Genomic DNA, 24,826 nt, shown 5'->3' with positions numbered 1-24,826 from the left:
GCCTTAGAGTGCGCTGAACCTCTGGCCCAAGTTCTGCTCGGCGAACTGCTCGATGATGAAATCCACAAACGCCCGGGTCTTGCCGGGCAGCAATTTATGCTCGGCGTAGTAGATGGAGATATTGCCGTCATCCACATACCAATCGGGCAACACCCGAACCACCGCGCCGCTGTCGAGGAACGGCACGGCCATCGGCATGCTGACCAGGGCGATGCCCAGGCCCTGGGCGCTGGCGCAGCAGGCGGCTTCGGAGTCGCTCATGGTCATGCCGGGCTTGAGCACCAACGGGCTGTGGTCGCGCTCGATGCTGGTCAATTGCCAGGAACGCACACGGCCGGTTTGCGGTGAACGGATGAGGATGCCGGTGCAACGTGCCAAATCCTCAGGCACCGACACCGGCGGGCGCTTCGCCAGGTAATCCGGCGAGGCCACCAGCACCCGGTGCGCCGGGGTCAACTTGCGCGCCACCACACCCTGGGGCAGTTCGAAACCACCGCCGATGGCGGCATCAAAGCCCTGGCCGATCAGGTCGACTTGGCGATTATCGAAATGCCAGTCCGGGCGGATATCCGGAAAACGTTGCATGAACGCGCCAAGCAAAGGCACCACATAGCGATTGCCGAACACCGTGCCCATGCTGACCTTGAGCGTGCCCACCGGCCGCCCCTCGGCGCTGGCCAGGTTGGCCACGGCATTCTGGATGGTGATGAGGCTGGCGCTGACCTCTTCGAGGAACAGCTTGCCGGCCTCGGTCAGCGCGAGACGGCGCGTGCTGCGCTGGAACAACCGCACACCCAGGCGCACTTCCAGCTTGGCCACGCTTTTGCCCACCGCCGCCGGCGTCAGGCTCAGGTGGCGCGCGGCTTCGGCAAAGCTGCCACCTTCGGCGCTGCGTACGAAGCATTCGATACTGCCAAAGCTCTCCATAAGACCATACTCTAAACTTTTGGTTTACACAGACTATAGCAATCACGGTCTACCGGTTGGGGTGGGCGGGGTCGATACTCGGATCCAACAACAAGGCATTGGGCCTTGCACAGCCAGGAGATCGACATGACCACCCCTAACCTCAGCGGCAAAGTCGCCTTGATTCAAGGCGGTTCTCGCGGCATCGGCGCCGCCATCGTCAAACGTCTTGCAGCACAAGGCGCAGCCGTCGCCTTTACTTACGTGAGCTCAGCCGCCAAGGCTGAAGAATTGCAGAACAGCGTGATCAACGAAGGCGGCAAAGCCCTGGCGATTCAGGCCGACAGCGCCGATGCCAGCGCGATTCGCAACGCCGTCAACGCCACCGTCGCCGCTTTTGGGCGCCTGGATATCCTGGTGAACAACGCCGGCGTGCTGGCCATCGCCCCGCTGGAAGATTTCAAACTGGAAGACTTCGACCAGACCCTGGCGATCAACGTACGCAGCGTGTTTATCGCCACCCAGGAAGCGGCCCGGCATATGGGCGAAGGTGGCCGGGTGATCAATATCGGCAGCACCAATGCCGAGCGCATGCCGTTTGGCGGTGGCGGGCCGTATGCCATGAGCAAGGCCGCGCTGATGGGATTGACCAAGGGCTTGGCGCGGGATCTGGGGCCACGGGGTATTACCATCAATAACGTGCAGCCTGGGCCGGTGGACACCGATATGAACCCGGCGAACACTGAGTTCGCGGCAAGCTTGATGAATTTGATGGCGGTGGGGCGTTATGGCCACGTAGAGGAAATCGCCAGCTTTGTGGCTTACCTCGCAGGCCCGGAAGCCGGCTACATCACTGGCGCCAGCCTGACCATCGATGGCGGGTTCAGCGCATAGGTTTTCTGCAGAAATGCAAAACCCAATGTGGGGCGTACTGCCGATGGTGGTGGTTCAGTCAATAACGATACCAACTGTCACACCGCCATCGGGAGCCTGCCCCCACATTTTGACCGACAGGTTCAGGAGAGGGGCGGCAGGCCGTACGCAGCCAGGTCAAAGTCCGCGAGTTTGCGGATGATCTGGTCGGCATGCTGGTACTTGCTGTCGGCCATGGCTTCATCGGGCACGGCGATGGCGGTCATATGGGCCGCCTTGGCAGCGGTGACGCCAAACGGCGAGTCTTCGAACACCAGGCAATCTTCGGGCGCCACGCCCAGGCGGCGGGCAGCGGTGAGGAAGATATCCGGCGCAGGTTTGGCAGCACCGACTTCCGGGTCGTCAGCGGTCACGATCGTGTCGAACAAGCCAAACCACTCGCGGTGCAGCGTGGTCTTGTGGCCAAACGAATTGCGCGACGAACTGGTGCCCACGGCAATCGGAATATTGTGCGCCTTCAAGTGCCGCACCAGCGCCTCGGCACCGGGCATGCCCAGGGCCTTGGGGAAGCGCTCGCTCATCAGCGGCTCACGGATTTCCAGAAACTGCGCCGGGGTGATCGGTAGATTCAACGCCTTGACCACATAATCCGCCAGGTCCTGTGCCCCGCGCCCAATGATGTGCTGCTTGATCCCCCAGTCATAGGTACGACCATAACGCTCGGCAATGATCTGCGTGACTTCGGTGTAGATGCCTTCAGTATCCAGCAACAACCCGTCCATATCGAAAATCACAGCCTTGATCGGAGCAGCGGTACGCGGTGCATTCATCACAACAGATCCTGGGAGGAAGGACTAAATGGATTCAGCACAATAGCGGCCGCGCTTACCTGCGAGCAACCCTTTAGACTGTGCGCCTCGCCTTTCTGAAGTGCCCGCCATGCTCTACCGTCTCGCCGCCGACAGCCTCATGCTGTCGAACACTACATCCTCACCTTGATCTACCCGGCCGGGCTGACGCCGCAAATCCAGTGGGTGCTGGGCGCGGTGGTGCTGGCGATCAATATCGCGGTGTACACGCGGCTGATCCGACGTTATCGACAGGCTGTAGACAGCTGCGGTGGTGAAGAATCACAGTCCCTCAGCCCCTTCATAGCCGCCGCCATGTCCGAAGCCTTCGAAGTCCCCAGCCCCCACGAAAAACATCTCGAACACACCACCGAACATGCCCACGCCCGCGGGGACAATTTCGCCAGCCGCATTGCCGTCATGACAGCACTGATGGCCACCCTCGGCGCCATGCTCAGCTACCAGGCCGGCTCCACCGAAAGCGAAGCGGCGATGGATAAGAACAACGCCGCCATCTTCAAGACCGAAGCCGCCAACCAGTGGAATTACTACCAGGCCAAATCCAGCCGACAGAACCTGGCGGAACTGGCCATGCATATTCCCGGCGTGGACGCCGCGCATTACAAGGACGAGAGCGAACGCTACAAAAACCAGAAGGAAGACGTGCGCAAACAAGCGGAGAAACTTGAGGCCACGTCTCGGCAATGGGATGAAAAATCCGAACAGGCCCTGCACCAGCATCACCGCTGGGCCCAGGCAATGACCGCGATTCAGATCGCAATTTCGCTGGCGGCGATTACGTTGCTGACAAGAAAGGAGTGGTTGAAACGCTTGGCGTATACGGCGGCAGGGGTAGCCGTGGTGTTAGGAAGTTTGGCGTGGTTGCATCTTTAGCATGAGGCTGGACAGCTGCGTACCCAGCATGACGAGGCCAACCCTTCCCGGGTTTTGACCTCGGCTGCGAGGCCCCTTCAGGCCTGCTCCACCACGACCCGATTACGCCCTTCTTGCTTGGCTTGGTACAACAACCGGTCAGCCCTCTCAAGCACGGCAGAGATCGGTTCACTTGCGGGGTGCCAAAGCGCCACGCCAAGCGAGACGGTGATGTGCCCGACTGTGTCGATATCCGCTGCCGCAATCGAGCATCGTAGTCGCTCGGCGACGTCGGCTGCGGCCTGAAGCGAACTGTTGGGCAATAGCAGTACGAACTCCTCTCCCCCGACCCGGCAGGCCAAGTCGTTGGAGCGTGAATTCTGCTGCATGAGCGCCGCGATGGCCCGCAATGTGTGATCCCCCACAGCATGGCCAAACGTGTCGTTGACGCGCTTGAAGTGATCGATGTCCACGGAAACGACGGCGAACATTTTATCGGCGTCCTGCCAACGCGACAGAATGTCCTGCATCGCTCGACGATTGGCCAAGCCTGTCAATGCATCGGTTTGGGCTTGCTGGTTCAGCTTGCCGATTTTTTCCTGTAGCAGGCTGGCACCCAATAGCAGCGCCCTGCGAATCTGCCAGCTTTCGAAATAGTGCGCCGGGACTGCACTGATCCGCTCGTAGCTGTCAGGCGTATCCAACCGTTTGGCGCAGTCGGCGAGCTTGGACAGCGGCGCTGAGATCCTTGCCCCCAACCACCAGATCAGGAGGATTCCGAACAGCGCAAGGGGCGCTATCCCTTGTGCAACCTTGACCATGGTCTGGCGCAGGAGCGCGTGTATGTTGTCGAGTGGCTGCTGCGAAATCACTCCCCAACCGCTGCTGGCTACCTTGGCGAACCCCGCGAGCATTTCCACGCCATTTTCATCCGCTGCCTGCAACGTACCCGCGTCTTGACTGAGCGCGGCGTCGGCGATCGAACCCTTTGCGACAATGTTGCCGATTTGCTCGGGATCGTTGTGATAAAGCACCCGGCGTGAGCTATCGATCAAGTAAACATGCGCGCCATCCCGGCGCACATTGGTGTCCATCAATGCCTGGAGTGTATTCCTCTGCTCAAGTCGGACACTGCCCCCTATAACGCCCAGATACTGACCTTTCCCATCGAACACGGGCTGGGAGATAAACACCACCAGATTACCCGCGATGGACTCAAAGGCATTGCTGATGATCGGCGCGCGAAGGCTGAGCGGTTCCTTGTGTTGCAGGGTACGGCCATTGAGCGCGAGGCTCTCGGGGGCTGACGCGATAATGGTTCCGGTGGCATCGGCGATAAGTACGGAGTTGAAACTGGCATCCTGCCCAAGCAGGCGCTGAGTTTCTTCTGTCAGATAGCGCTTGTCGTCAAACGTTTTGCCAATGGCGGCTGAAGCGTACTTCAACTTATCGAGGTCGGAGCGCAATACCTGCTCGACACTCGTGGCGATTCTATAGGCATAGGCTTTGTTGACCTCCAGCGCGTTCTCAATCAATTCCTGCTTACGAATCTTGAACATCACCCAGAAACTGTTGGCCAGGGTTGCGACCGCAGAGAGCAGGACAAAAATAAGGATCAGAGTGCGAAGGTTGAGCTTGGGCTCCGGTCGGGTGGTCATTTACGCAGTCCGGCTGGGGCGGGAGAGTTACCAAAGATTTCGAACAAGTATGCACTGTCCTGAGAGCCAGCCCGCAGGGGTCGTGCCTGTTTTTTACAAACGCCAGAAACCACAAACCCCCGGCTTTCGCTAGAAAACCGGGGGTTTGTGTTTACTTAATGTGGCGGTGAAGGAGAGATTCGAACTCTCGATACAATTTCTTGTATACACACTTTCCAGGCGTGCTCCTTAAGCCACTCGGACACTTCACCGTATCTCGTCAAACCAGTTCAGTCTGTCGAGGCGCGCTAATGTAGTCGAAAGCCTTGCTGATGGCAAAGGTTTTTTTCAGAATTTTCATGCGCTTAGGCGGGTATGCCGGATTCGCCCCGGTACGGGGTGGTGATTGTGCCAATCTCGGGCAGGTTAAAGAGGGTCTAGGCTGGGTACTACGCCCTGCGGCAGGCCTTTTGCGGGCGGGGTTGAGTGAAAAGCCTGACTGGCCAGTCAGTCACAGCGCTTTACCGGCGCGGGCGTGGTGGGTAACGTCTGCTGCATTCTTCTATAACAAGTCCTACAAGGAACCGCGTCATGAGTGAGTTGATTGCCTACCACCTCGAAGACGGTATCGCGACCCTGACCTTGAGCAACGGCAAGGTGAACGCCATTTCTCCGGCGGTGGTGAGTGCGTTTAATGAGGCGCTGGACCAGGCCGAGAAAGATCGGGCGGTGGTGGTGATCACCGGCACGCCGGGGATTTTGTCGGGTGGTTACGACCTGAAGGTAATGACGGCCGGCCCAAAAGAGGCGATCAGCCTGGTGACGTCGGGCTCGACGTTGGCGCGGCGCCTGCTGTCCCACCCGTTCCCGGTGATTGTGGCGTGCCCTGGGCATGCGGTGGCCAAGGGCGCTTTCCTGTTGCTGTCGGCGGATTATCGGATTGGGGTGGAAGGCCCGTTCAGCATTGGCCTGAATGAAGTGGCGATCGGCATGACCATGCACCACGCCGGGATCGAGTTGGCGCGGGATCGTCTACGCAAGTCGGCGTTCCATCGCTCGGTGATCAATGCCGAGATGTTTGATCCACAAGGCGCGTTGCACGCCGGTTTCCTCGATAAGGTGGTCGCACCGGAAGACTTGCACGCAGCAGCCCTGGAAGCTGCGCGGCAGTTGAAGAAGATCAATATGAACGCCCACAAGCACACCAAGTTGAAAGTGCGTAAGGCGCTGCTGGAAGCCTTGGACGACGCGATCATTCGGGACCAGAGCCACAGCCTGAGCTAAGTGCTTACAGTTGTTGTGCCAGAGCCCGACCTTCGTCGGGCTTTTTCTTACACGCAAATCCGAAACGCCATCCCCTACCTCGATAGGGGCAATTGCTGAATACAGTGCACAACCGTACACTGAGCCACCTTTTGCCCGCATAGGCCGTGTCGATGCTTTTCCTGTTGCGTATGTTGTTGATGGGCCTGCACTTTATCCTCGCCGGCGTGCTAGGCGTGTTGATTGGGCTCTGTCGCCCTTTCAACCCGGACAACAGTCGCCTGTGCGCTCGCCTGTATGCGTTGCCGGCCATGTGGATATTGCGTTTAAACGTGAAGGCCGATGTCGACTCGTTGCGCAACAAGCCTGGCACCTGCGTGGTGATCGCCAATCACCAGTCCAATTACGATCTGTTTGTCTGTGGCAACGTGGTGCCCTACCGTACGGTGTGTATCGCCAAGAAGAGCCTGAAATGGGTACCGCTGTTCGGCCAGTTGTTCTGGCTGGCAGGCAATGTGCTGATCGACCGGGGCAACGCGCACAAGGCGCGCCGCGCGATACTCACCACCACGCACACCTTGCAGCATGAAGACACCTCGATCTGGGTGTTTCCGGAAGGCACGCGCAACCTCGGCAAAGGCCTGCGGCCATTCAAGAAAGGCGCGTTTCATATGGCGATCGCGGCCGGCGTGCCCATCGTGCAGGTGTGTGTCAGCAATTACGTCACCCACATGCGGCTCAATCGCTGGAACAGCGGTGATGTGCTCATACGCTCGCTGACGCCGATTCCTACCGTCGGGCTGACGTCGGATGACGTCCCAGCATTGATGCAGGCTTGCCAGGCGCAGATGGATGAATGTATTGCCGCAATGGACCGCGAACTCAAAGCGCCGCAACAATAGAACTCCCTTCCAGCTAAGCTGCCCAACACCTGTCCCCTTTATAAGAAGTGACCAGCACCATGGGTAGAGTTGTTGCAGCCGCCGTCTACAGCGCCGGTAAGAAAGTCACGGATATCACCCTTGATGAAGGCGCGACCTGGGCCGCCAAACCCGGGCACTTTGTGTGGATCGGCCTGGAAGAGCCCAATGCCCAGGAGCTGAGCAACCTGCAGCGCCAGTTCAACCTGCATGAACTGGCTATCGAAGACGCCCTGGAAAAACACAGCCGCCCCAAGCTGGAAACCTTCGGCGATGCGCTGTTTATCGTCACCTACTCACCGGTGCGCGAGAACGGCAAGCTGGAGTTTATCGAGACCCATATCTTCGCCGGCACCGGCTATATCATCACCGCGCGCAACGGTCACTCGGCGTCCTACGGCTTTGTGCGCCAGCGCTGTGAGGCGCGGCCGCTATTGTTGGAACATGGGGAAGATTTCGTACTGTATGCGTTGCTGGATTTCGTCACCGAAAATTACCAGCCGGTCAGCGAGGCCATCCACGCCGAGATCGATGAGCTGGAGCACAACGTGTTGTGCAGCTCGCTCAGCGAACGCGACATCCAGAAGATCCACGGCCTGCGCCGCGACGTGCTGCGGCTCAAGCGCTATGTAGCGCCGATGGTGGAGATCAGCCAGGAATTGCAGAAGCTGAGCTTCCCGTTTATCGATAAGAACATGCGCCCGTATTTCCGTGACGTGCAGATCCATGTGACACGGCAAATGGAAGACCTCACCACCCTACGCGATATTGCCAGCCAGACCATCGAGATCGGTGTGTTACTCGAGGCGTCGCGCCAGAGCGTGGTGCAACGCAAGTTTGCCGCGTGGGCGGCGATCCTCGCGTTCCCCACCGCAGTGGCGGGGATTTATGGGATGAACTTCCAGAACATGCCCGAACTGCAATGGCACTACGGCTATTTTGCGGTGCTCGGGCTTATTGCGACAGGTTGCACAGGCTTGTGGGCCAGCTTCAAGCGCTCTGGTTGGCTTTAAGCGCGCGCCTCAGGTTTGTGCGCCACAAAGCGCATCATCCATTCCGCCACCGTGGCGCCGTGGTGGTCACGCTTAAGGCTCGCTACGCCGTTCGTGTAGATCGTTTCACCCAGCGTTGTCTGAAGAATCTCCAACAGCTCGCGGGAATAGTCGTGGATGAACTCCGGGTGCCCTTGGAAGCACAGCACCTGGTCGCCAATGTGATACGCGGCGAACGGGCAGAAATCGCTGGAGGCAATAACCGTGGCATTGTCCGGCAAGGTGGTGACCTGGTCCTGATGGCTGATCAACAGCGTCAGTTCCGGTACCTCCGGGCTCATCCACGGCGCCTTGGTATCGAGTTTGTAATCATGGATGCCCATGCCCCAGCCTTTGCTGGCGCGTTCAGCCTTGCCGCCGAGCAGCAGCGCCAATAGCTGGTGACCGAAACAGATGCCCAGCAATTTGTCGCCACGCTCATAGCGCTGGAGCAGGTAGGTCTTGAGGGTCTGTATCCAGGGGTCGGTACCGAATGAATCGGCCTTGCTGCCGGTCACCAGATAGGCATCGAACACCTCATCGTCCGACGGGTATTCGCCTTGCACCACGTTGTAGACCACAAACTCGGCGGCAATCGGTTGCTTGGCGAACAGGCGCTTGAACATCTGCCCGTAACCTTGGTACTGATCGATCAAGCCTGGACGCAGGATATCGGTTTCCAGGATGCAGACGCGTAGCGACATAAAAAATACCTGACACGGCGATGGGAATATTGAACACCCAGAGCCTGCCTTGAAACACCCCTTCAAGGCAAGCCCCCTCCCACACGCCGATCACCGAAACACTTCATCTCGTGCGGCTTTGTCGAGCAACAACGCCGGCGGCGAAAACCGCTCGCCATACTGCTCAGCCAGATAACGGGCGCGGGCGATGAAGTCGTTCAAGCCGTACTGGTTGATAAACTGCAACGCTCCCCCACTCCACGCCGCAAAACCAATGCCGAAAACCGACCCCACGTTGGCGTCGGCAGTGGACATCAACACGCCCTCCTCCACGCAGCGCACGGTTTCGATGGCCTGGATAAACAGCAAACGGTCGCGCACATCCTGCGCAGAGATCTGTTGATCCGGCTGTTCAAAGCGCTTTTTCAGTTCGGGCCACAAGTACTTCTGCCCGCCACTGGGATATTCATAGAACCCGCCGCCTGCCGCCTTGCCTGAACGCTGGTATTCGTTCACCAGCAGATCGATGACCGCCGTCGCCGGATGCCCAGGTACATTCTTACCTTCAGCCAGCAGGTCTTTGGCCGCCTGCTGTCGGATATGGCTCATCAGGCTGAGGGAGACTTCATCGGAAACGGCCAGCGGCCCCACCGGCATACCCGCTTTGCGCGCTTCGGTTTCAATCATCGGCGCAGCCACGCCCTCGCCGAGCATGGCGATGCCTTCGTTGGTGAAGGTGCCGAACACCCGCGAGGTAAAGAAGCCGCGACGGTCGTTGACCACGATCGGGGTTTTCTTGATTTGCAGGACAAAATCGAACCCACGGGCCAGGGTTTCGTCCGAGGTGTTGGCGCCCTTGATGATTTCCACCAAAGGCATTTTGTGTACCGGGCTGAAGAAATGCAGGCCGATGAATTTGCCGGCATCCGGCACCGCCTTGGCCAGGCCGCCGATGGGCAAGGTGGAGGTATTGGAAGCGATCACCGCATCGGCGCCGACCACGTTTCGCGCGGCAGCCGAGACCTTGGCCTTGAGCTCACGGTCTTCGAACACTGCTTCGATGATCAGGTCACAGCCGGCCAGGTCGGCATCCGAGGCCGTAGGATGGATCCGCGCCAAGGTGCTTTCCCGCTGCTCGGCGCTCAATTGCCCACGGCCGACTTTTTTGTCCAGCAACGCCGCCGAATGCGCCTTGCCCTTCTCGGCACCGGCCTGGGTGATGTCCTTGAGCACCACGTCGACCCCCGCGCAGGCGCTGGCATAGGCAATACCCGCGCCCATCATCCCTGCGCCAAGCACGCCGACCTTGCGCGTCACATAGGGGGCAAAGCCCTGGGGCCGCGAGCGGCCGGCCTTGATTTGATTAAGCTGGAACCAGAAGGTGCCGATCATGTTTTTCGCCACTTGCCCCACGACCAGCTCGGTGAAGTAGCGGGTTTCAATCAGGTGCGCGGTGTCGACATCCACCTGGGCACCCTCGACGGCGGCGCAGAGGATTTTCTCCGGAGCCGGGAAACAGCCGTTGGTTTTGCTGCGCAGGATTGACGGCGCAATCGCCAGCATCTGTGCCACCTTGGGGCTCGCTGGAGTGCCGCCGGGGAGCTGATAGGCCTTGTTGTCCCAGGGCTGCCTGGCGTCCGGGTTGGCCAGGATCCAGGCACGGGATTTGGCCAGCAACTCGTCGCGGTTCACCGCCAGCTCATTGATCAAACCGGCTTGCAGCGCCTGCTGCGGCCGAATTTTTTTACCCTCCAGCAAATACGGCAAGGCTTTTTCCAGGCCGAGCATGCGCACCATGCGCACCACGCCACCGCCGCCGGGCAACAGGCCCAGAGTGACTTCCGGCAGACCGAGCTGCACCGATTTATCGTCCAGCGCAACCCGGTAATGACACGCCAGGCAAATCTCCCAACCGCCCCCCAGGGCCGCGCCGTTGATCGCCGCCGCCACCGGTTTGCCGAGGGTTTCCAGACGGCGCAGTTGCGCTTTTAACACCCGCACGCCGTCGTAGAAATCCTTGGCGTGGGCCTTGTCGACCTGGATCAGTTCATTAAGGTCACCGCCGGCGAAGAAGGTCTTCTTCGCCGAGGTGATAATCACCCCAGCGATGTGGTCCTTTTCTGCTTCCAAACGTAGGACGGTGGCCGCCATGGCCTCGCGGTATGCGCCGTTCATGGTGTTGGCGCTCTGGCCGGGCATGTCGAGGATAAGCACCACGATCCGGTCCTGGCCTTTTTCGTAACGAATGGCATCGGTCATCAGAAATTCCTTGGATCAGAGGCGTTCGATAATGGTGGCGATCCCCATGCCACCGCCGACACACAGGGTGGCCAGGCCGTAGCGTTGCCGGCGCACTTCGAGTTCGTCGAGCAAGGTGCCCAGGATCGCGCAACCGGTGGCGCCCAGTGGGTGGCCCATGGCGATGGAACCACCATTGACGTTGACTCGCGCCGCATCAATGCGCATGTCCTTGATGAATTTGAGCACCACCGAGGCAAACGCTTCGTTGACTTCGAACAGGTCGATGTCTTCCACGCGCAAACCGGCCTTGGCCAAGGCTTTGCGGGTAGCCGGCGCGGGGCCGGTCAGCATGATGGTGGGGTCGGTGCTGGTCACCGCGGTAGCGACGATGCGCGCCCGTGGCTGCAGGCCCAGCTCGCGGCCCTTGGCCTCGGAGCCGATCAACATCAGCGCGGCGCCATCGACGATGCCGGAGCTGTTGCCCGGCGTGTGCACATGCCGGATGCGCTCCACATGGCTGTAGACCCGCAACGCGGTGGCATCGAAGCCCATTTGCCCGATCATTTCGAAGCTGGGCTTGAGCTTGCCCAGACCGTCGAGCGTGGAGTCGCCACGGATAAATTCGTCATGGTCGAGCAGCACGATGCCGTTCTGGTCCTGCACCGCAATCAGCGATTTGTTGAAGGAACCGTCGGCGCGCGCCCTGGCCGCTTTCTGCTGGGACTGTAGGGCAAAGGTGTCGACGTCTTCACGGGTAAAGCCTTCGAGGGTGGCGATCAGGTCGGCACCGATGCCCTGGGGCGTGAAGTGGCTGTGCATGTTGGTTTGCGGGTCGAGCACCCAGGCACCGCCATCACTGCCCATGGGCACGCGGGACATGGACTCGACGCCGCCTACCACCACCAGGTCTTCAAAGCCGGAACGCACTTTCATCGCGCCCAGGTTCACCGCTTCCAGGCCCGAGGCGCAGAAGCGGTTGACCTGTACACCGGCGACACTGATGGCCCAGTCCGCCACCAGAGCGGCGGTTTTGGCAATGTCGGCGCCCTGATCCCCCACCGGGGTCACGCAGCCCAGCACAATGTCATCCACTTGCTGGGTGTCGAGGTCGCTGCGTTGCGCCAGTGCGGTGAGCAGGCCTGCCACCAGGTTCACCGGCTTGACGCTGTGCAACGCACCGTCGGCCTTGCCCTTGCCACGGGGTGTGCGTATCGCATCAAAGATCAAAGCTTGGGTCATGACGTCCTCGGACCATTGCGCAGTAGTGCCCTTACCTTAGGCCCGATTGACACGGTTTCAATGACGGATGCGCTCATTGCTTTTGACCCCCACGCTCGGACGAACGGTAGGGCCCTAAGGTAATTCGCGGGTTAATCGTTTTAGCTGTCTAGCCAAGGCATTGGCGCCAAGATGGCGTTATGCCTCATACGTTTTTAAGCTGATTTCCTGCTTAGTTGATATGAAATGGATCTAAGCGTTGAAGAACGGGGGCTCTAAGGTTCAATCAGTAGGAGGTTGCTGCCGGGTTTTGCTGGAGCAGCTGTAAGAAAAGCGACACGTCAACGCGCCATACTGAAATAAACCGGCACGTATTTGACGCTCAGGAATAACAACAAAAGGCAGTCAGCCATGTTCAAGCACACAAAAGTACGTCAGGCGGGACTTATTCTGTTCGCCACCACCCTGATTCTGATCTTGCCCAACTTGACCAAAGTTATTGGGTGATGCCGCGTGCGCAGCACTGCATGCATCAGGACTACCGATTTTTGGCAGCACCTGCCGGGCCTTCGTGTATAGCGATCCTGTTGCAGGGGCTGCCTTTTTACGCGTGTTTTTGCGCTATCGTGAGCCCCATCGCGACTTAACACGGGGCCTGCGCCTTGAAACCGATCTTTGCATTTATCGCCTTGCTGCTTGCCCTGCCCGCTCATGCGGCGCAATTGACCATTGAGCTGGACCACACCAGCAAAACCTGGCAAACCGCCGACCTGCTCAAGCACCCGGATGCGCAGACGGTGCAGATCGTCGATGACGTTTCCTACAAGCGCAACATGACCTATCGCGCATTGCCATTGGCTGTACTCCTACCAGGCCTTAAGCCTGAAAATCACCTTCAAGCCGTGGCCCTCGACGGCTTCGCCGCTGAACTTACCGCCGCCCCGCTGCTGCAGAACCACGGCGCCCGCGCTTGGCTGGCGGTGGAAGACCCCGCCAAACCATGGCCTGCCCTGGCCGATGGCAAGCCCAGCGCCGGGCCGTTCTACCTGGTGTGGACCGACCCGCAGGCCGGGCATATCAGCCCTGAGCAATGGCCGTTCCAAGTTTCCAGAATCAAGCAACTGCAAACGGTGGCCGAACGTTTTCCGGCGCTGTTGCCTGACCCGGCACTGGCCGCAAATGACCCGATCAATAGAGGCTTTGCGCTGTTCCAGAAAAACTGCCTGGCCTGCCATCGCCTAAATGGCGCAGGCGATGCACAGGTGGGCCCGGACTTGAATACGCCTTACAGCCCCACCGAATATTTCGGCGCTGATTTCCTCAAGCGCTATATCCGCGACCCCCAAAGTCTGCGGCATTGGCCCCAGGCGAAGATGCCGGCATTCGCCGCCAGCGTGTTGCCTGACAGCGAGTTGGATTTGCTGGTGGGGTATTTGAAGCATATGGCGGGGCGTAAACAACAGCCTTGAGACCGCCCCACATTGATCTGCGGCGCCTTGAGATTATTGCTGCTGCACTGCGATCACCGGCGTGGGCGCCACGAACACCTTGGCATGCATCTGCTCATGCCCGCCGCCACGGCGCATGCCGCGCACCGGGCAGGCGTCAAGATAATCCAAGCCCACCGCGAGCTTGAGGTGCCGCTCCGGCCGTGCCAGTTGGTTGGTCACGTCAAAGCTGTACCAGGCGCCGTCCAACCAGGCTTCGGCCCAAGCGTGGCTGGCCAGGTGCGTGCTGTCTTCGGTGTACAAATACCCTGATACATAGCGTGCCGCGATCCCAAGGCTGCGCGCGCAGGCCAGGAACGCGTGAGTGTGGTCCTGACAAACACCCGCCCCGCCGGCAAAGGCCTGCGCGGCACTGGTGTCGACTTCGGTGGCGCCAGGGGTATAGACCATCACGTGGTTGAGCGCGTGCGTCAGGTCGATCAATGCCGTGCGGTCGCGACGTTGATGACAGTGCTGTTCGGCAAACACACGCAACGCCTCGTCGGGCTCGGTCAGGCGCGTGCAGCGCAGGAACGGAAGCGGCGATTGGCTCTCGTGTTCGGCCTCGCGCAACTCGTCGATGTCCACTTGGCCACGGGCACCGATGATGATGGTGTCATGCGGCTCATCCAGGGTCAGCACGTGCAGGATATTGCCGAACGGGTCCACTTGGGCGCGCACCGGGCGCGGCAGGTCCAATTGCCAACTGAGTACGTGCTGGCGCTCGCTGTCGTGGGGGGTCACACGCAAGTACTGGATGCTGGCGCGCACTTGGTCTTCGTAGTGGTAGGTAGTTTCGTGGCTGATGGAGAGTCTCATGCCGCCTCCAGGTAGGAACTGTAGATGGCGTCGCCCAACTGGCGAACCAAAGGGATAAAGTCGGTCAGCCAGGCGTGCAGGCCTTCTTCGAGGATTTCATCAATGGCGGTAAAGCGCAGGCGCGCGTCCATCTCGGCGGCCAGGCGTTGCGCCGGTCGCCCGTTGAGGCCTGGCAGGCTGGCGAGGATCTGGTCGATCTCTTCGCTGCAGGCCCTGAGCGAGCGCGGTACGTCGGCGCGCAATAGCAGCAGCTGCGCCACTTGGCGGGCGCCGGGGGCGTCGCGGTAAATCTCGGTATAGGCCTCGAACGACGACAGCGCGCGCAACAAGGCGCTCCATTGGTAGTAGGCGTGAGCCGTGCCGTCGGTGACGGCTTCGGCGCGGTCGCCGGCCATTTCATAGCGTGCGTCCAGCAAACGCAGGGTGTTGTCGGCGCGCTCGATAAATGTGCCCAGACGAATGAAACGGAACGCGTCGTTGCGCATGATGGTGCCGTAGGTGGCGCCGCGAAACAGATGTGAGCGCTCCTTGACCCACTCGCAGAAACGGCTCATGCCGTAGCGGCCCAGGCCTTGTTGGGCGATATCGCGGATATCCAGCCAGGTGGCGTTGATGTTTTCCCACATGTCGGCGGTAATTCGCCCACGCACCGCATGGGCACTGGCCCGCGCGGCGCCGAGACAACTGTAGATACTGGCCGGGTTGGCCGCGTCCAGAGCGAAGAAGTGCAGCAGGTTTTCGGCATGCAATTCACCGTGGCGCTCGCGGTAATCCTCCAGGGTGCCGGTGATCAATAACGGCATGGCCAGTTCATGCAGGCCATCGCCGCGCCCGTCCTGGGGCATCAGCGACAACGAATAACTGACATCGAGCATGCGTGCGAGGTTTTCGGCGCGCTCAAGGTAGCGCGACATCCAATATAAATCCGAGGCAGTTCTGCTCAACATGGCATCAGTCCTCCACCACCCAGGTGTCTTTGGTGCCGCCGCCCTGGGACGAGTTGACCACCAGCGAACCTTCGCGCAGCGCCACACGGGTCAAGCCGCCGGGGACTACACGGGTTTCCTTGCCGGACAACACAAACGGGCGCAGGTCGATGTGCCGTGGGGCGATACCGTTTTCGACAAAGGTCGGGCAGGTGGACAGGCATAGGGTCGGTTGGGCGATATAGGCGTGGGGCTTGGCCTTGATACGCGCACGGAAGGCTTCGATCTCGGCCGCGGTGGACGCGGGCCCCACCAGCATGCCGTAGCCGCCGGAGCCTTGGGTTTCCTTGACCACCAAGTCCGGCAGGTTGGCCAGCACGTGGGACAGTTCATCAGGTTTGCGGCACTGGAAGGTCGGCACGTTCTTCAGGATCGGTTCTTCATCCAGGTAAAAACGGATCATCTCGGTGACGAAGGGATACACCGACTTGTCATCCGCCACCCCGGTGCCGATGGCATTGGCCAGCACCACGTTGCCTGAACGATAGGCGGCGAGCAGGCCGGGTACGCCGAGCATGGAGTGCGGATTGAACGCCAGCGGGTCGAGAAACGCGTCGTCGAGGCGACGGTAGATCACGTCCACCGCCTTGGGGCCGTCGGTGGTGCGCATAAATACGCGGTCATCACGCACGAACAAGTCAGCCCCTTCCACCAGTTCCACACCCATTTCCCGAGCGAGGAACGCATGCTCAAAAAAGGCGCTGTTGAACCGCCCCGGCGTCAGTACCACCACGCTGGGGTTATCCAGGGGGCTGGAGCTTTTCAGGGTATCGAGCAGCAGGTTGGGGTAATGGTCGATGGGCGCGATGCGCTGGGCCGCGAACAGTTCGGGGAACAGGCGCATCATCATCTTGCGGTCTTCGAGCATGTAGCTGACACCGCTGGGTGTACGCAGGTTGTCCTCCAGCACGTAGTAAGTGCCATCGCCATCACGTACGAGATCGACCCCGGAGATGTGGGAATACAGATCACGGTGCAGATCCAGCCCCTGCATCGCCAATTGATATTGCTCGTTGGCCAGCACCTGTTCGGCGGGAATGATGCCGGCCTTGATGATGCGTTGCTCGTGGTACAGGTCGGCCAGAAACATGTTCAGCGCCTTGACCCGCTGGATGCAACCGCGCTCGACCACCCGCCATTCACTGGCCGGAATACTGCGCGGGATGGTGTCGAAGGGGATCAGGCGCTCGGTGCCTTGCTCGTCCCCGTACAGGGTGAAGGTGATCCCGGCGCGGTGAAACAGCAAATCGGCTTCGCGGCGACGCTGGGCCAAGAGTTCTGCCGGGGTGTCGGCCAACCAGCGGGCGAATTCGCGGTAGTGCGGGCGCACCTGCCCCGCCCCATCGTACATCTCATCGTAATAAGTGCGGATCATGCCGTACTCCTTGTCACTCGGACGCAAGAACCATCGCAAGGCCCGTGCCATCGGCATAAACACTTAAAAATCAGTGTGTTGAATTAATCCAGGCACCTTGTCGCACCTTCCTGGTGCACAGAATGCCCGGCGTGTTGTCCTGCGCTTCATCGCAATGCAGGCTTTGACTATCAACAGCATAGCCAGAGTTGATTTCACTGCCCGGTCAAGCCTGCGGATAATCGCGTCATCTGCTGAATAACCTTTGGCGCTCCGCTCTTCCCTTTAGGCCACCCTCGTTGGGTGGCTTTTTTTTAGGGTTCAAAAAGTACGGTAGGCGTCGCGCGGCGTTTCAGGTCATACAAACAAAATCGGCCGACCCTGAGGTCAGCCGATACACGGCGTTGCGCGTGACAACCCACTACATGGGTAACGGGCGAACCGGGTGCTTGACGCCCCACCCTTCTATGATGCCGCCAAGGGGCTCCACCACTGCTTCAAAGTCCTGCTCGAAGTCTCCTATGCCGTCGTAGGTTGCAAACATGACCTTGCTTAGCTCCAGGTACCAGGCGCCATCGTCGCGCGCACTGACCTGGGCGTTCAGCGACTCGCCGCGAAACTCACCCGCCGCCCTGCGCGCCCGTTCCTCATCCGGGAAAATGGCGTAGAACTCGATGGGGTGGAAACGTGAAAAATCGAAGCCGCCTTCTTTCATGCGGCGCAGAACGTGGGTACTGATGTCTTCTTGATAGGCTGTGCTCATGAAACGTCCTCCTCAAACCGATGGATAGACTTTCCGTGCTTCCCGAAGCCCGCACCTACCGGCGCGGGAACGGCCATGACATCACCGCTGGAAAACAAGCATGTAGCTGACAAGACCAGACCTTAGCGATTCATTCGCTGATCTCGCTTGCAGAGTAGCGCGAAGCTATCACCTCCACCAGAGGGGCTTGATGGGCGTAAAGGGAATATTCAGGCTGAGGGAGAAATGTCGAGGATCTGGATACTGTTCTGGTCTTTGAGAATCTTGACCGTCGGCTCGGATTGGCGACCTTCGAGGTCGTTGAGGTCGAGTTCAGCGGCGACGGGCACCAGCTTGTTGCGAATCATGTGCGCAGCGTCTTCGAGGCTGGGCTTTTGTTCGCAGGTGAACTGCTCCACGGACTGCTCGCCGTGATCATCAACGAAGGTAATTTGCCACGTTTGCATCGGTGCCTCCTCGATAAAGCCCGCGTATGGGCTCACAGGTATCTGGACCTTGAGGGCGCGCTAAACGTTCCGCTCAAGGCCTGAGGCACCGGATCAACCGCGCTTATTTTTCAGCGTGGTCTTTCAAGGCTTTCAACGTGTTGAACGGGGCATCCACCACGAATTTGTTCGCCAGCCACGACGGCACGCTGCCGCCTGGCTCGGTGTGGACCTGGTAAGTCACTTCGGTCTGGTTGTCGCCTTTGGGCACCAGCTTCCAGAAACCCTCGACCTGGGCGACACGCACATAACCTTTTTCGTCCGGCTTGTAGGTCGGCACGCCCTCAAGCTTGCGGGTTACGCTGCCATCGGCGTTTTTGATGGTGGTGACATGAATATAGGAATCACGATCGGTCACCGGGAATGGGGCGTTGAACTGCGTGTAGGTCCAGGCCTCGTCGCCTTTTTTATCTACCAGCTTCTGGGATTTGCATTCGTGGATCCAGGAACAGGCACCGGCGACATCTTCTTGCAGCGCAACGATCTTGGCCACGGGCGCCTTGATCACGGTTACACCGCGATAGGCCTTGTATTTGGAACCCGCCACTTCGCTCAGGGACACCTTGATCCCCTCTTCGTCCTTGGCGACCTGCCAGTCTTCAGCTTGTGCAGTGGCAGCACACAACAGCGTAAAACCGCACAGCACCGCCATTCGTTTCAGCGAACCCATTGTTGTATTCCTTATTGTTGACGTTCCGAGAGTAAAGCCCATCAAGCCGCCGTCATCTGCTCCCACCAGCCGATCAACCGGATCGCATCGGCCTGGTCGGTGCCGCACACATCGATATCCGCCTTGAAATCACTGCACACCGCCGGGCGCTCCGGCTGCCCGAACAGTTGGCACAGCTGTTCGACCGACAGGTGCAGGCAGCGTTCGCCCGCGGGCTTGCCATTAGGCATTCCGGGTAACGGCGAACTGATGGAGGGGGCAATGCAGCAGGCGCCACAGCCTTCACGGCAATTCATGACCAGCAGGTCCTCGACGACTCAATAGGGATGGCCGGGCTAGGGTACGCCCTTAAACAGCCGTTTTAAAATGGGCTAACACGGGTTTTTCGCATAAAACAAACATGACCGACCGGTCTGCGACAGATGGTCAATGACTCGCGTCACGCACGGGGGAAAGTTTACTGCTTGAACTCAAACTCCAACGCGGCGCCTTCCACCTCCCGGCGTTCCTCGTTGCGCAATTGCAGCTTCATTTCATTGCTGAGCAAACGGCCGTTGATCTGGAAGGCACTGTTGTCAGTGGGCTTCTCGCCGAACATCGGTGGCAGCAACGGCACGCTCTTGGGCTTGGGCATGGTGCCTAGCGGCTGCAGGTGCCGGACCATGTCCGAAGGCAGGGACAGGTCCAACTGCGCCGGTGGCAGCTGGGTCTGTGCCACTTCCTGGGCTGACTTGGACTTTTTCGCCGACGCCCGCTTTTTAGCGGCTGCGGCTTTTTTCTTCGCCGCAGGTGCTTGCTGGGTTGGCGTGGTTTTTTTTGCGGAGGGCTTCTGTTCGCTGCTGGCAGCAGGCTTGTTTTCAGTCACGGGTGATGCCGCCAGCACGGTGCTGACGTTACACAGGCTTAACAGGCCAATCACCATAGCAGTGCGAAAAATACAGGTCATATCGCCTACAGCATTAACGGCAGAGGGCCATATGCTCGCTTGTTGTGCGCGGCATGACAAGCGCGGTGACTCGCCAGCTATCGGAGTTGCCCTCTTTTTACGGCTCAAAAACCCGCTGCGGTTTCCTGGCATAACTGGCTGGCCAGCATCCCCAGGGTCATCAGCGCGCGCTCTGCCTCGCGGTTCCAGGGTGTGCCGCAGTTAAGCCGAATACAGTGGTTGAACTGCTCGGTATTGCTGAAGATCAACCCCGGCGCAATGCTGATGCCCTGTTGCAGGGCGCGCACATGCAGTTCCTGGGTATTGACCCGGCCCGGCAAACTGACCCACAAAATAAAACCGCCGGTCGGGCGAGTCATCTGGGTGCCCTCCGGGAAATATTGCTGCACCGCCAGTTGAAACGCGCTGAGGTTCTTGCGGTACTCCTGACGAATGTAGCGCAGGTGTCGATCGTAGCCACCGTTCTCCAGGTAGGCCGCGACCCCCATCTGGGTCACGCTGCACGCCGAATGGGTGCTGAACATCTGCAAACGCTGGATTTCCTGCTGGTACTTGCCGGCAATCATCCAGCCGATCCGCACGCCCGGCGACAATGTCTTGGAGAAGCTTGAGCAATAGATCACCCGATCCAGGCGGTCATAGGCTTTGAGGGCTTTGGTGCGGCCCAGCTCGAACATCAGTTCGCCGTAGATATCATCCTCGACGATCTGGATATCGAAATCCGATGCCAGGCGCAGCAGCTGTTTCTGCCGCTCCTCGGGCATGGTGCCACCCAACGGGTTACTCAGGCGCGTGGTCAGTACCAACGCTTTGATCGACCATTGATTGGCCGCCAACTGCAAGGCTTCAAGGCTCATGCCGGTGGACGGATCGCTGGGGATCTCGATGACCTTGAGGCCTAGCAGATCGGCCAGTTGCAGCAAACCATAATAGGTCGGTGATTCCGCTGCGATCAGATCGCCGGGACGGGTCAGCACCCGCAGCGACATCTGCAACGCATCGACACAGCCGTGGGTGATCACGACTTCGGAAGGGTCCACCACTACGCCGGCATCGCGCATGCGGATCGCCACTTGGCGTCGCAGCGGCTCGAAACCGGGGCTGAACATGTAGCTGAATGCCCGCGGGCTCTGGAACCGTGTGACCTTGGCCAGTTGCTGGTGCAACGCGCGGACCGGCAAGTAGTCGACACTCGGCACGGCGGCGCCCAACGGGAATACCCCTTCACGGCGCGACTCGCCCAATACCTGTTGAATGATGCTGCTGCGGGTGACCAACCCGGGGCGTTCGACCCGTGCGATATCCGGTGTCGGCGCAGTGAGCGCCGGCGTCTGATGCACGTAGTAGCCGGACTGCGGTCGCGCGCGGATCAGCCCCTGGTCTTCCAGGTTGGCATAGGCCTGCAATACCGTGGCATGACTCACATTGAGTTGGGAGCTCATCTTGCGCACCGAAGGCACGCGCTCGCCCGGCTGATAGACACCGCGCCGGATATCCTCAGCCAGTTGCTGGGCGATACGTTGATAAAGCAGCAGATTGGTCATGACGCAGCACTCGATTTCACGGGTATTTATTTTTGTGTGAAACATACCGGCACAGTTTAAAAGTGTACGGGGACAGTTGCCACAATAGTCGAGCGCGGGCGGGAGTGACAGTAAAAACTGTAAACGGGATACACGACGTTTCAGGTGTACATCGAACAAAAAGTGGGAGGGACGGTGCGACGATTCGACTTGCTCCCGATAGCGGTGAATCAGTCATAGATGTTCAACTGACCCACCGCTATCGGGAGCAAGCCCCCCTCCCACATTTAACGGGCGGCGCCGAGTTGGCCTTTTTCGTCCGAGAATACTATCTCCACCCGGCGATTTTGCGCCCTGCCCCGTTCGGACGCATTGGCCTCCACCGGATACTGGTCGCCATAGCCTTCGACCTGGATGCGTTTTTCGTCGATCCCCAGGTCCACCAGCACATCGGCCACCGACTGCGCGCGGTCACGCGACAGTCTGAGGTTTTCCTGTTGGCCGCCGGTGTTGTCGGCGTAGCCCTCGATGCGCACCACGCGCTTGGGGTTCAGTTGCAGGAACTGCACAATTTTCAACACGGTGCGGTTGGCCGAGTTTTTCAGCTCCGCTTCGCCCGTGTCGAACAGCACGTCGCCCAGGGTCATCACCAGGCCGCGGTCGGTCTGAGTGGTGGTCAGGCTGGCGATCTGTTCTTCAAGCCATTTGCCCTGCTGTTGCACGCTGATCAGCTTGTTTTCACGCAGGGCCAATTGCAGGCGCTGGCGTTCCAGTTCGAGCTTGGCGGCGCGTTCTTCGTTTAGCGCCTGCTCGGTGTGTTCGCGGGCTATGGCGCTGTAGCGCTGGCTCAGGTAGGCGTAATGCACCACGTCCGTGCCGCTGCCCCAATAGCTGGACAAACGATCGGCGCGCGCCAGGGATTCACCGGCGCGAATCACGTCCTTGGGCGCGATGCGCAGCACATTCGCGTCTTCCTTGACCTTCTGGAAATCATTGCCGGCCTGTTGCAAGGCTTGCTCGCCATTGGGATGGCTGGCACAACCGCCCAGTACCGCACTGCCCAGCAACACGGCACAGCTCATACCACGCATGATCGGGCTCATTGGGCTTCTCCCAGCTGCAATTGCTTGCGCAGGCGCGTGATGCGGGTGTTGAGCACGTTGAGTTGTTCCTGGCTTTTGCGGGTCAGCACTTGGGCTTCGGCAAGGCGTGCGTCCAGCTCGGCCTGTTCGGCCCGCATACGCGCATCCTTGTAGGACTGGTCGGCCATGTCGGCCTTGGCCTGGGCGAATTTGTCTTCGGCCAGTTTCAGGTCAGGCGATTCATCGGCACTGGCACCGACGGCGTTGGCCTGTTCCAGGGCCTGCTGGGTGAGGCGAATCTGTTCATTCGGCGCAGGATCGGCTGCACATCCCGCCAGGGCTACAACAACGGCGAGGGCCGCGAAAAAAGGTCGAAGAGTCACTAAAAATCCCTACTGTGTTGGGGTGCCGACGGGTTGTTGCAATTGCGCCTTCCAGCGCTCGAGGTTGCGCTGCAGCGCGGCTTCCGTCACACCAGACCCGGGCAATTCTGTCATCTTTTTGGCAAGCTGTCCGCGCAACCACGGATCATTGCAGGCCGAGTTGTGGGAAATTGCCAGGTGCAGGCCGGCCTGATCGACAGGCGTATCGCGGGCAATCAAGTCATTGCTCATGCCCAGCGTCTGGGCCATGGCCATGCCGGAATAGCGCCCGGCGAGTACGTAGTCCACCTCGCCCAGCAGCAGTTTTTGGAAGGCGGGGGTCAAGCTCGGGAATCGTTGCAGGGTAAGGTGCTGGGCCAGGGTTTCGAATCCCTGGCTCAAGCGGGCACGCTCCGAGGCCGCCCCCTTGAAACCCTGCAGGTCGGTAGCGCTGGCATATACCAGTGCCGAATCCGTACGCGTCCAGACCCTATAGTCGGTCTGCACCAGGGCCGGGTGGATGTAGTCGAAGTTGCCCAGTTGCGCGTGGTTCAACGGCGCATCGGCAAAAATATCCATGCGCCCGCTGCGTACTTCATCCAGCGCCATCGAACGATTGCCACCGTAGAGCAGGTCGATTTTCACACCCAGGTCTTTCGTTACCTGCTGCAACACATCGGCGGTGGCACCGATCAGGTGGGTGGGGTCCTGGGGATCACGCCAGAGCAAAGGGGGGGTGTCCGGGCTGCCGGTGATCACCAGGCGCTCACATTTGCCGGCGGCCAGCGCCAGGCCCGGCAACAGCGACAGGCCCAGCAGTAAGGCCCAGGGGCGCAGTTCCATGGCGGTTTCTCCGAGGTTCACAAAAGACCGGGCAAAAAAAACCCGGTCATAAGACCGGGCTCTTTATAAGTGAAGCGGCTGGATTAGACCAGCTTCTCCAACTCCGGTACGGCTTCGAACAAGTCCGCGACCAGGCCGTAATCGGCCACCTGGAAGATCGGTGCTTCTTCGTCCTTGTTGATCGCAACGATCACTTTGGAGTCTTTCATACCGGCCAAGTGCTGGATCGCGCCAGAGATACCGACCGCGATGTACAGCTGTGGCGCGACGATCTTGCCGGTCTGGCCGACCTGCATGTCGTTGGGTACGAAACCTGCGTCGACGGCCGCGCGGGAAGCGCCGACCGCAGCGCCGAGCTTGTCGGCCAGGGCGTACAGGTGCTTGAAGTTGTCACCGTTCTGCATGCCACGCCCGCCCGAAACGACGATCTTGGCAGCGGTCAGCTCAGGGCGATCCGACTTGGCCAGCTCTTCGCCAACAAAGCTGGAAGTACCGGCGTCATGGGCAGCGGCGACGGCCTCAACGGCAGCCGAACCACCTTCGGCGGCAACCGGGTCGAAACCGGTGGCGCGCACGGTGATGACTTTGATGGCAGCGCTCGATTGCACGGTGGCAATGGCGTTACCCGCGTAGATCGGGCGCTTGAAGGTGTCGGCGCTTTCGACCGAGATGATCTCGGAGATCTGGTCAACGTCCAGCTGCGCAGCAACGCGTGGCAGGATGTTTTTGCCGTTGGAAGTAGCGGCGGCCAGGATGTGGCTGTAGCCGGCGCCCAGCTCTGCAACCAGCGGGGCAACGTTTTCCGGCAACTGATGCGCGTAAGCAGCATTGTCAGCGTTCAGGACCTTGCTCACACCGGCGATTTTCGCAGCGGCTTCAGCCACGGCGCCAGCGCCTTGACCTGCTACCAGTACGTGGATGTCGCCACCAATTTTAGCGGCAGCGGCCACGGTGTTCAGGGTGGCCGGGGCCAGCACCTTGTTGTCGTGTTCGGCGATTACGAGGATAGCCAT

At 59.9% G+C, this 24,826-nt stretch carries 25 protein-coding genes, 1 tRNA gene and 1 pseudogene; 7 read left to right on the top strand and 20 right to left on the bottom strand.

The features are described 5' to 3' along the window. Positions 1-3: 3 nt before the first annotated feature. Complete coding sequence (locus AB4O23_RS11315; RefSeq protein ID WP_065878227.1) at positions 4-927, bottom strand: LysR family transcriptional regulator; 924 nt, start codon at positions 925-927, stop codon at positions 4-6. Positions 928-1,053: 126 nt separating this feature from the next. Between AB4O23_RS11315 and AB4O23_RS11310 the strand changes: the two genes are divergently transcribed. Further along, positions 1,054-1,800, top strand: a complete 747-nt coding sequence (locus tag AB4O23_RS11310) for a 3-oxoacyl-ACP reductase family protein (RefSeq protein WP_460063205.1) — start codon at positions 1,054-1,056, stop codon at positions 1,798-1,800. Between the two features lie 122 nt (positions 1,801-1,922). Here the strand turns inward: AB4O23_RS11310 and AB4O23_RS11305 are convergent, their stop codons facing one another. After that, the gene (locus tag AB4O23_RS11305; RefSeq protein ID WP_116079297.1) at positions 1,923-2,609 is read right to left on the bottom strand and encodes an HAD-IA family hydrolase; all 687 of its coding nucleotides are present in this window, start codon (positions 2,607-2,609) and stop codon (positions 1,923-1,925) included. Between the two features lie 144 nt (positions 2,610-2,753). Between AB4O23_RS11305 and AB4O23_RS11300 the strand changes: the two are divergent. Together AB4O23_RS11300 and AB4O23_RS11295 are read left to right on the top strand one after the other, a co-directional pair. Beyond that, positions 2,754-2,885: pseudogene (locus AB4O23_RS11300) on the top strand (DUF2784 domain-containing protein); the annotation flags it as partial. A 57-nt stretch (positions 2,886-2,942) separates the two neighbouring features. After that, positions 2,943-3,521 carry a DUF4337 domain-containing protein gene (locus tag AB4O23_RS11295; protein ID WP_017527429.1) on the top strand — a complete coding sequence of 193 codons (579 nt, stop codon included), beginning with the start codon at positions 2,943-2,945 and terminating at the stop codon, positions 3,519-3,521. 77 nt (positions 3,522-3,598) lie between these two features. On the opposite strand, the gene AB4O23_RS11290 is transcribed toward AB4O23_RS11295, so the two are convergent. Together AB4O23_RS11290 and AB4O23_RS11285 are read right to left on the bottom strand one after the other, a co-directional pair. Continuing rightward, positions 3,599-5,158 carry a sensor domain-containing diguanylate cyclase gene (locus tag AB4O23_RS11290; RefSeq protein ID WP_460069801.1) on the bottom strand — a complete coding sequence of 520 codons (1,560 nt, stop codon included), beginning with the start codon at positions 5,156-5,158 and terminating at the stop codon, positions 3,599-3,601. 161 nt (positions 5,159-5,319) lie between these two features. Continuing rightward, a tRNA-Ser gene (locus AB4O23_RS11285) sits at positions 5,320-5,409 on the bottom strand. A gap of 319 nt (positions 5,410-5,728) precedes the next feature. On the opposite strand from AB4O23_RS11285, the gene AB4O23_RS11280 reads away from it, so the two are divergent. The 3 genes from AB4O23_RS11280 (at position 5,729) to AB4O23_RS11270 (ending at position 8,333) form a co-directional block, all read left to right on the top strand. Next, positions 5,729-6,421, top strand: a complete 693-nt coding sequence (locus AB4O23_RS11280; RefSeq protein WP_017527419.1) for a crotonase/enoyl-CoA hydratase family protein — start codon at positions 5,729-5,731, stop codon at positions 6,419-6,421. 152 nt (positions 6,422-6,573) lie between these two features. After that, entirely contained in the window at positions 6,574-7,302 is a 729-nt protein-coding gene (locus AB4O23_RS11275; RefSeq protein ID WP_017527418.1) for a 1-acylglycerol-3-phosphate O-acyltransferase, read from the top strand. A 59-nt stretch (positions 7,303-7,361) separates the two neighbouring features. After that, the gene (locus AB4O23_RS11270; RefSeq protein WP_460069803.1) at positions 7,362-8,333 is read left to right on the top strand and encodes a magnesium and cobalt transport protein CorA; all 972 of its coding nucleotides are present in this window, start codon (positions 7,362-7,364) and stop codon (positions 8,331-8,333) included. Here the strand turns inward: AB4O23_RS11270 and AB4O23_RS11265 are convergent. The 3 genes from AB4O23_RS11265 to AB4O23_RS11255 all read right to left on the bottom strand — a co-directional run bounded on the left by AB4O23_RS11265 (position 8,330) and on the right by AB4O23_RS11255 (position 12,514). Next, positions 8,330-9,055 (bottom strand): amidotransferase, encoded by a 726-nt coding sequence (locus AB4O23_RS11265; protein ID WP_017527416.1) that lies wholly within the window; start codon positions 9,053-9,055, stop codon positions 8,330-8,332. The genes AB4O23_RS11270 and AB4O23_RS11265 overlap by 4 nt on opposite strands. Before the next feature lie 90 nt (positions 9,056-9,145). Continuing rightward, positions 9,146-11,293, bottom strand: coding sequence for a 3-hydroxyacyl-CoA dehydrogenase NAD-binding domain-containing protein (locus AB4O23_RS11260; RefSeq protein WP_460063197.1), 2,148 nt, complete (start codon positions 11,291-11,293; stop codon positions 9,146-9,148). A 15-nt stretch (positions 11,294-11,308) separates the two neighbouring features. Next, a complete protein-coding gene (locus AB4O23_RS11255) occupies positions 11,309-12,514 on the bottom strand; it encodes an acetyl-CoA C-acetyltransferase (protein ID WP_017527414.1) in 1,206 nt (401 codons plus the stop codon). A gap of 641 nt (positions 12,515-13,155) precedes the next feature. Here AB4O23_RS11255 and AB4O23_RS11250 point away from each other — a divergent pair. Next, positions 13,156-13,962 carry a c-type cytochrome gene (locus AB4O23_RS11250; RefSeq protein ID WP_017527412.1) on the top strand — a complete coding sequence of 269 codons (807 nt, stop codon included), beginning with the start codon at positions 13,156-13,158 and terminating at the stop codon, positions 13,960-13,962. Positions 13,963-13,995: 33 nt separating this feature from the next. On the opposite strand, the gene AB4O23_RS11245 is transcribed toward AB4O23_RS11250, so the two are convergent. From AB4O23_RS11245 to AB4O23_RS11185, 13 genes are all read right to left on the bottom strand, one after another. Beyond that, a complete protein-coding gene (locus tag AB4O23_RS11245) occupies positions 13,996-14,799 on the bottom strand; it encodes a transglutaminase family protein (RefSeq protein WP_017527411.1) in 804 nt (267 codons plus the stop codon). Next, positions 14,796-15,746 carry an alpha-E domain-containing protein gene (locus AB4O23_RS11240; RefSeq protein WP_460063193.1) on the bottom strand — a complete coding sequence of 317 codons (951 nt, stop codon included), beginning with the start codon at positions 15,744-15,746 and terminating at the stop codon, positions 14,796-14,798. Before AB4O23_RS11240 ends, AB4O23_RS11245 begins: the two co-directional genes overlap by 4 nt. Positions 15,747-15,750: 4 nt before the next feature. After that, positions 15,751-17,160 (bottom strand): circularly permuted type 2 ATP-grasp protein, encoded by a 1,410-nt coding sequence (locus AB4O23_RS11235; protein WP_017527409.1) that lies wholly within the window; start codon positions 17,158-17,160, stop codon positions 15,751-15,753. Between the two features lie 400 nt (positions 17,161-17,560). Continuing rightward, positions 17,561-17,902, bottom strand: a complete 342-nt coding sequence (locus tag AB4O23_RS11230; RefSeq protein WP_003175566.1) for a ribonuclease E inhibitor RraB — start codon at positions 17,900-17,902, stop codon at positions 17,561-17,563. 209 nt (positions 17,903-18,111) lie between these two features. Beyond that, entirely contained in the window at positions 18,112-18,348 is a 237-nt protein-coding gene (locus AB4O23_RS11225) for a hypothetical protein (protein WP_017527408.1), read from the bottom strand. Positions 18,349-18,451: 103 nt separating this feature from the next. Continuing rightward, positions 18,452-19,057: an START domain-containing protein gene (locus AB4O23_RS11220; RefSeq protein ID WP_017527407.1), complete on the bottom strand. Its 606-nt coding sequence runs from the start codon at positions 19,055-19,057 to the stop codon at positions 18,452-18,454. Positions 19,058-19,098: 41 nt separating this feature from the next. Beyond that, positions 19,099-19,353, bottom strand: coding sequence for a YkgJ family cysteine cluster protein (locus tag AB4O23_RS11215; protein ID WP_017527406.1), 255 nt, complete (start codon positions 19,351-19,353; stop codon positions 19,099-19,101). Positions 19,354-19,514: 161 nt separating this feature from the next. Beyond that, entirely contained in the window at positions 19,515-20,003 is a 489-nt protein-coding gene (locus tag AB4O23_RS11210) for a translation initiation factor 2 (RefSeq protein WP_068932221.1), read from the bottom strand. Positions 20,004-20,107: 104 nt separating this feature from the next. Further along, the gene (locus AB4O23_RS11205; RefSeq protein ID WP_017527404.1) at positions 20,108-21,547 is read right to left on the bottom strand and encodes an aminotransferase-like domain-containing protein; all 1,440 of its coding nucleotides are present in this window, start codon (positions 21,545-21,547) and stop codon (positions 20,108-20,110) included. Between the two features lie 266 nt (positions 21,548-21,813). Then, positions 21,814-22,629, bottom strand: a complete 816-nt coding sequence (locus tag AB4O23_RS11200; protein WP_065878266.1) for an OmpA family protein — start codon at positions 22,627-22,629, stop codon at positions 21,814-21,816. Then, positions 22,626-22,991, bottom strand: coding sequence for a DUF4398 domain-containing protein (locus AB4O23_RS11195; protein WP_017527402.1), 366 nt, complete (start codon positions 22,989-22,991; stop codon positions 22,626-22,628). The genes AB4O23_RS11200 and AB4O23_RS11195 overlap by 4 nt, the downstream gene beginning before the upstream one ends. Positions 22,992-23,000: 9 nt before the next feature. Next, positions 23,001-23,813 carry a substrate-binding periplasmic protein gene (locus AB4O23_RS11190; protein ID WP_137219847.1) on the bottom strand — a complete coding sequence of 271 codons (813 nt, stop codon included), beginning with the start codon at positions 23,811-23,813 and terminating at the stop codon, positions 23,001-23,003. 83 nt (positions 23,814-23,896) lie between these two features. Next, positions 23,897-24,826, bottom strand: a complete 930-nt coding sequence (locus AB4O23_RS11185) for an electron transfer flavoprotein subunit alpha/FixB family protein (RefSeq protein WP_017527400.1) — start codon at positions 24,824-24,826, stop codon at positions 23,897-23,899.

The sequence above is a fragment of the Pseudomonas sp. H2_A10 genome, assembly GCF_054680085.1.
This window is presented reverse-complemented; position numbering and strand designations above follow the sequence as displayed.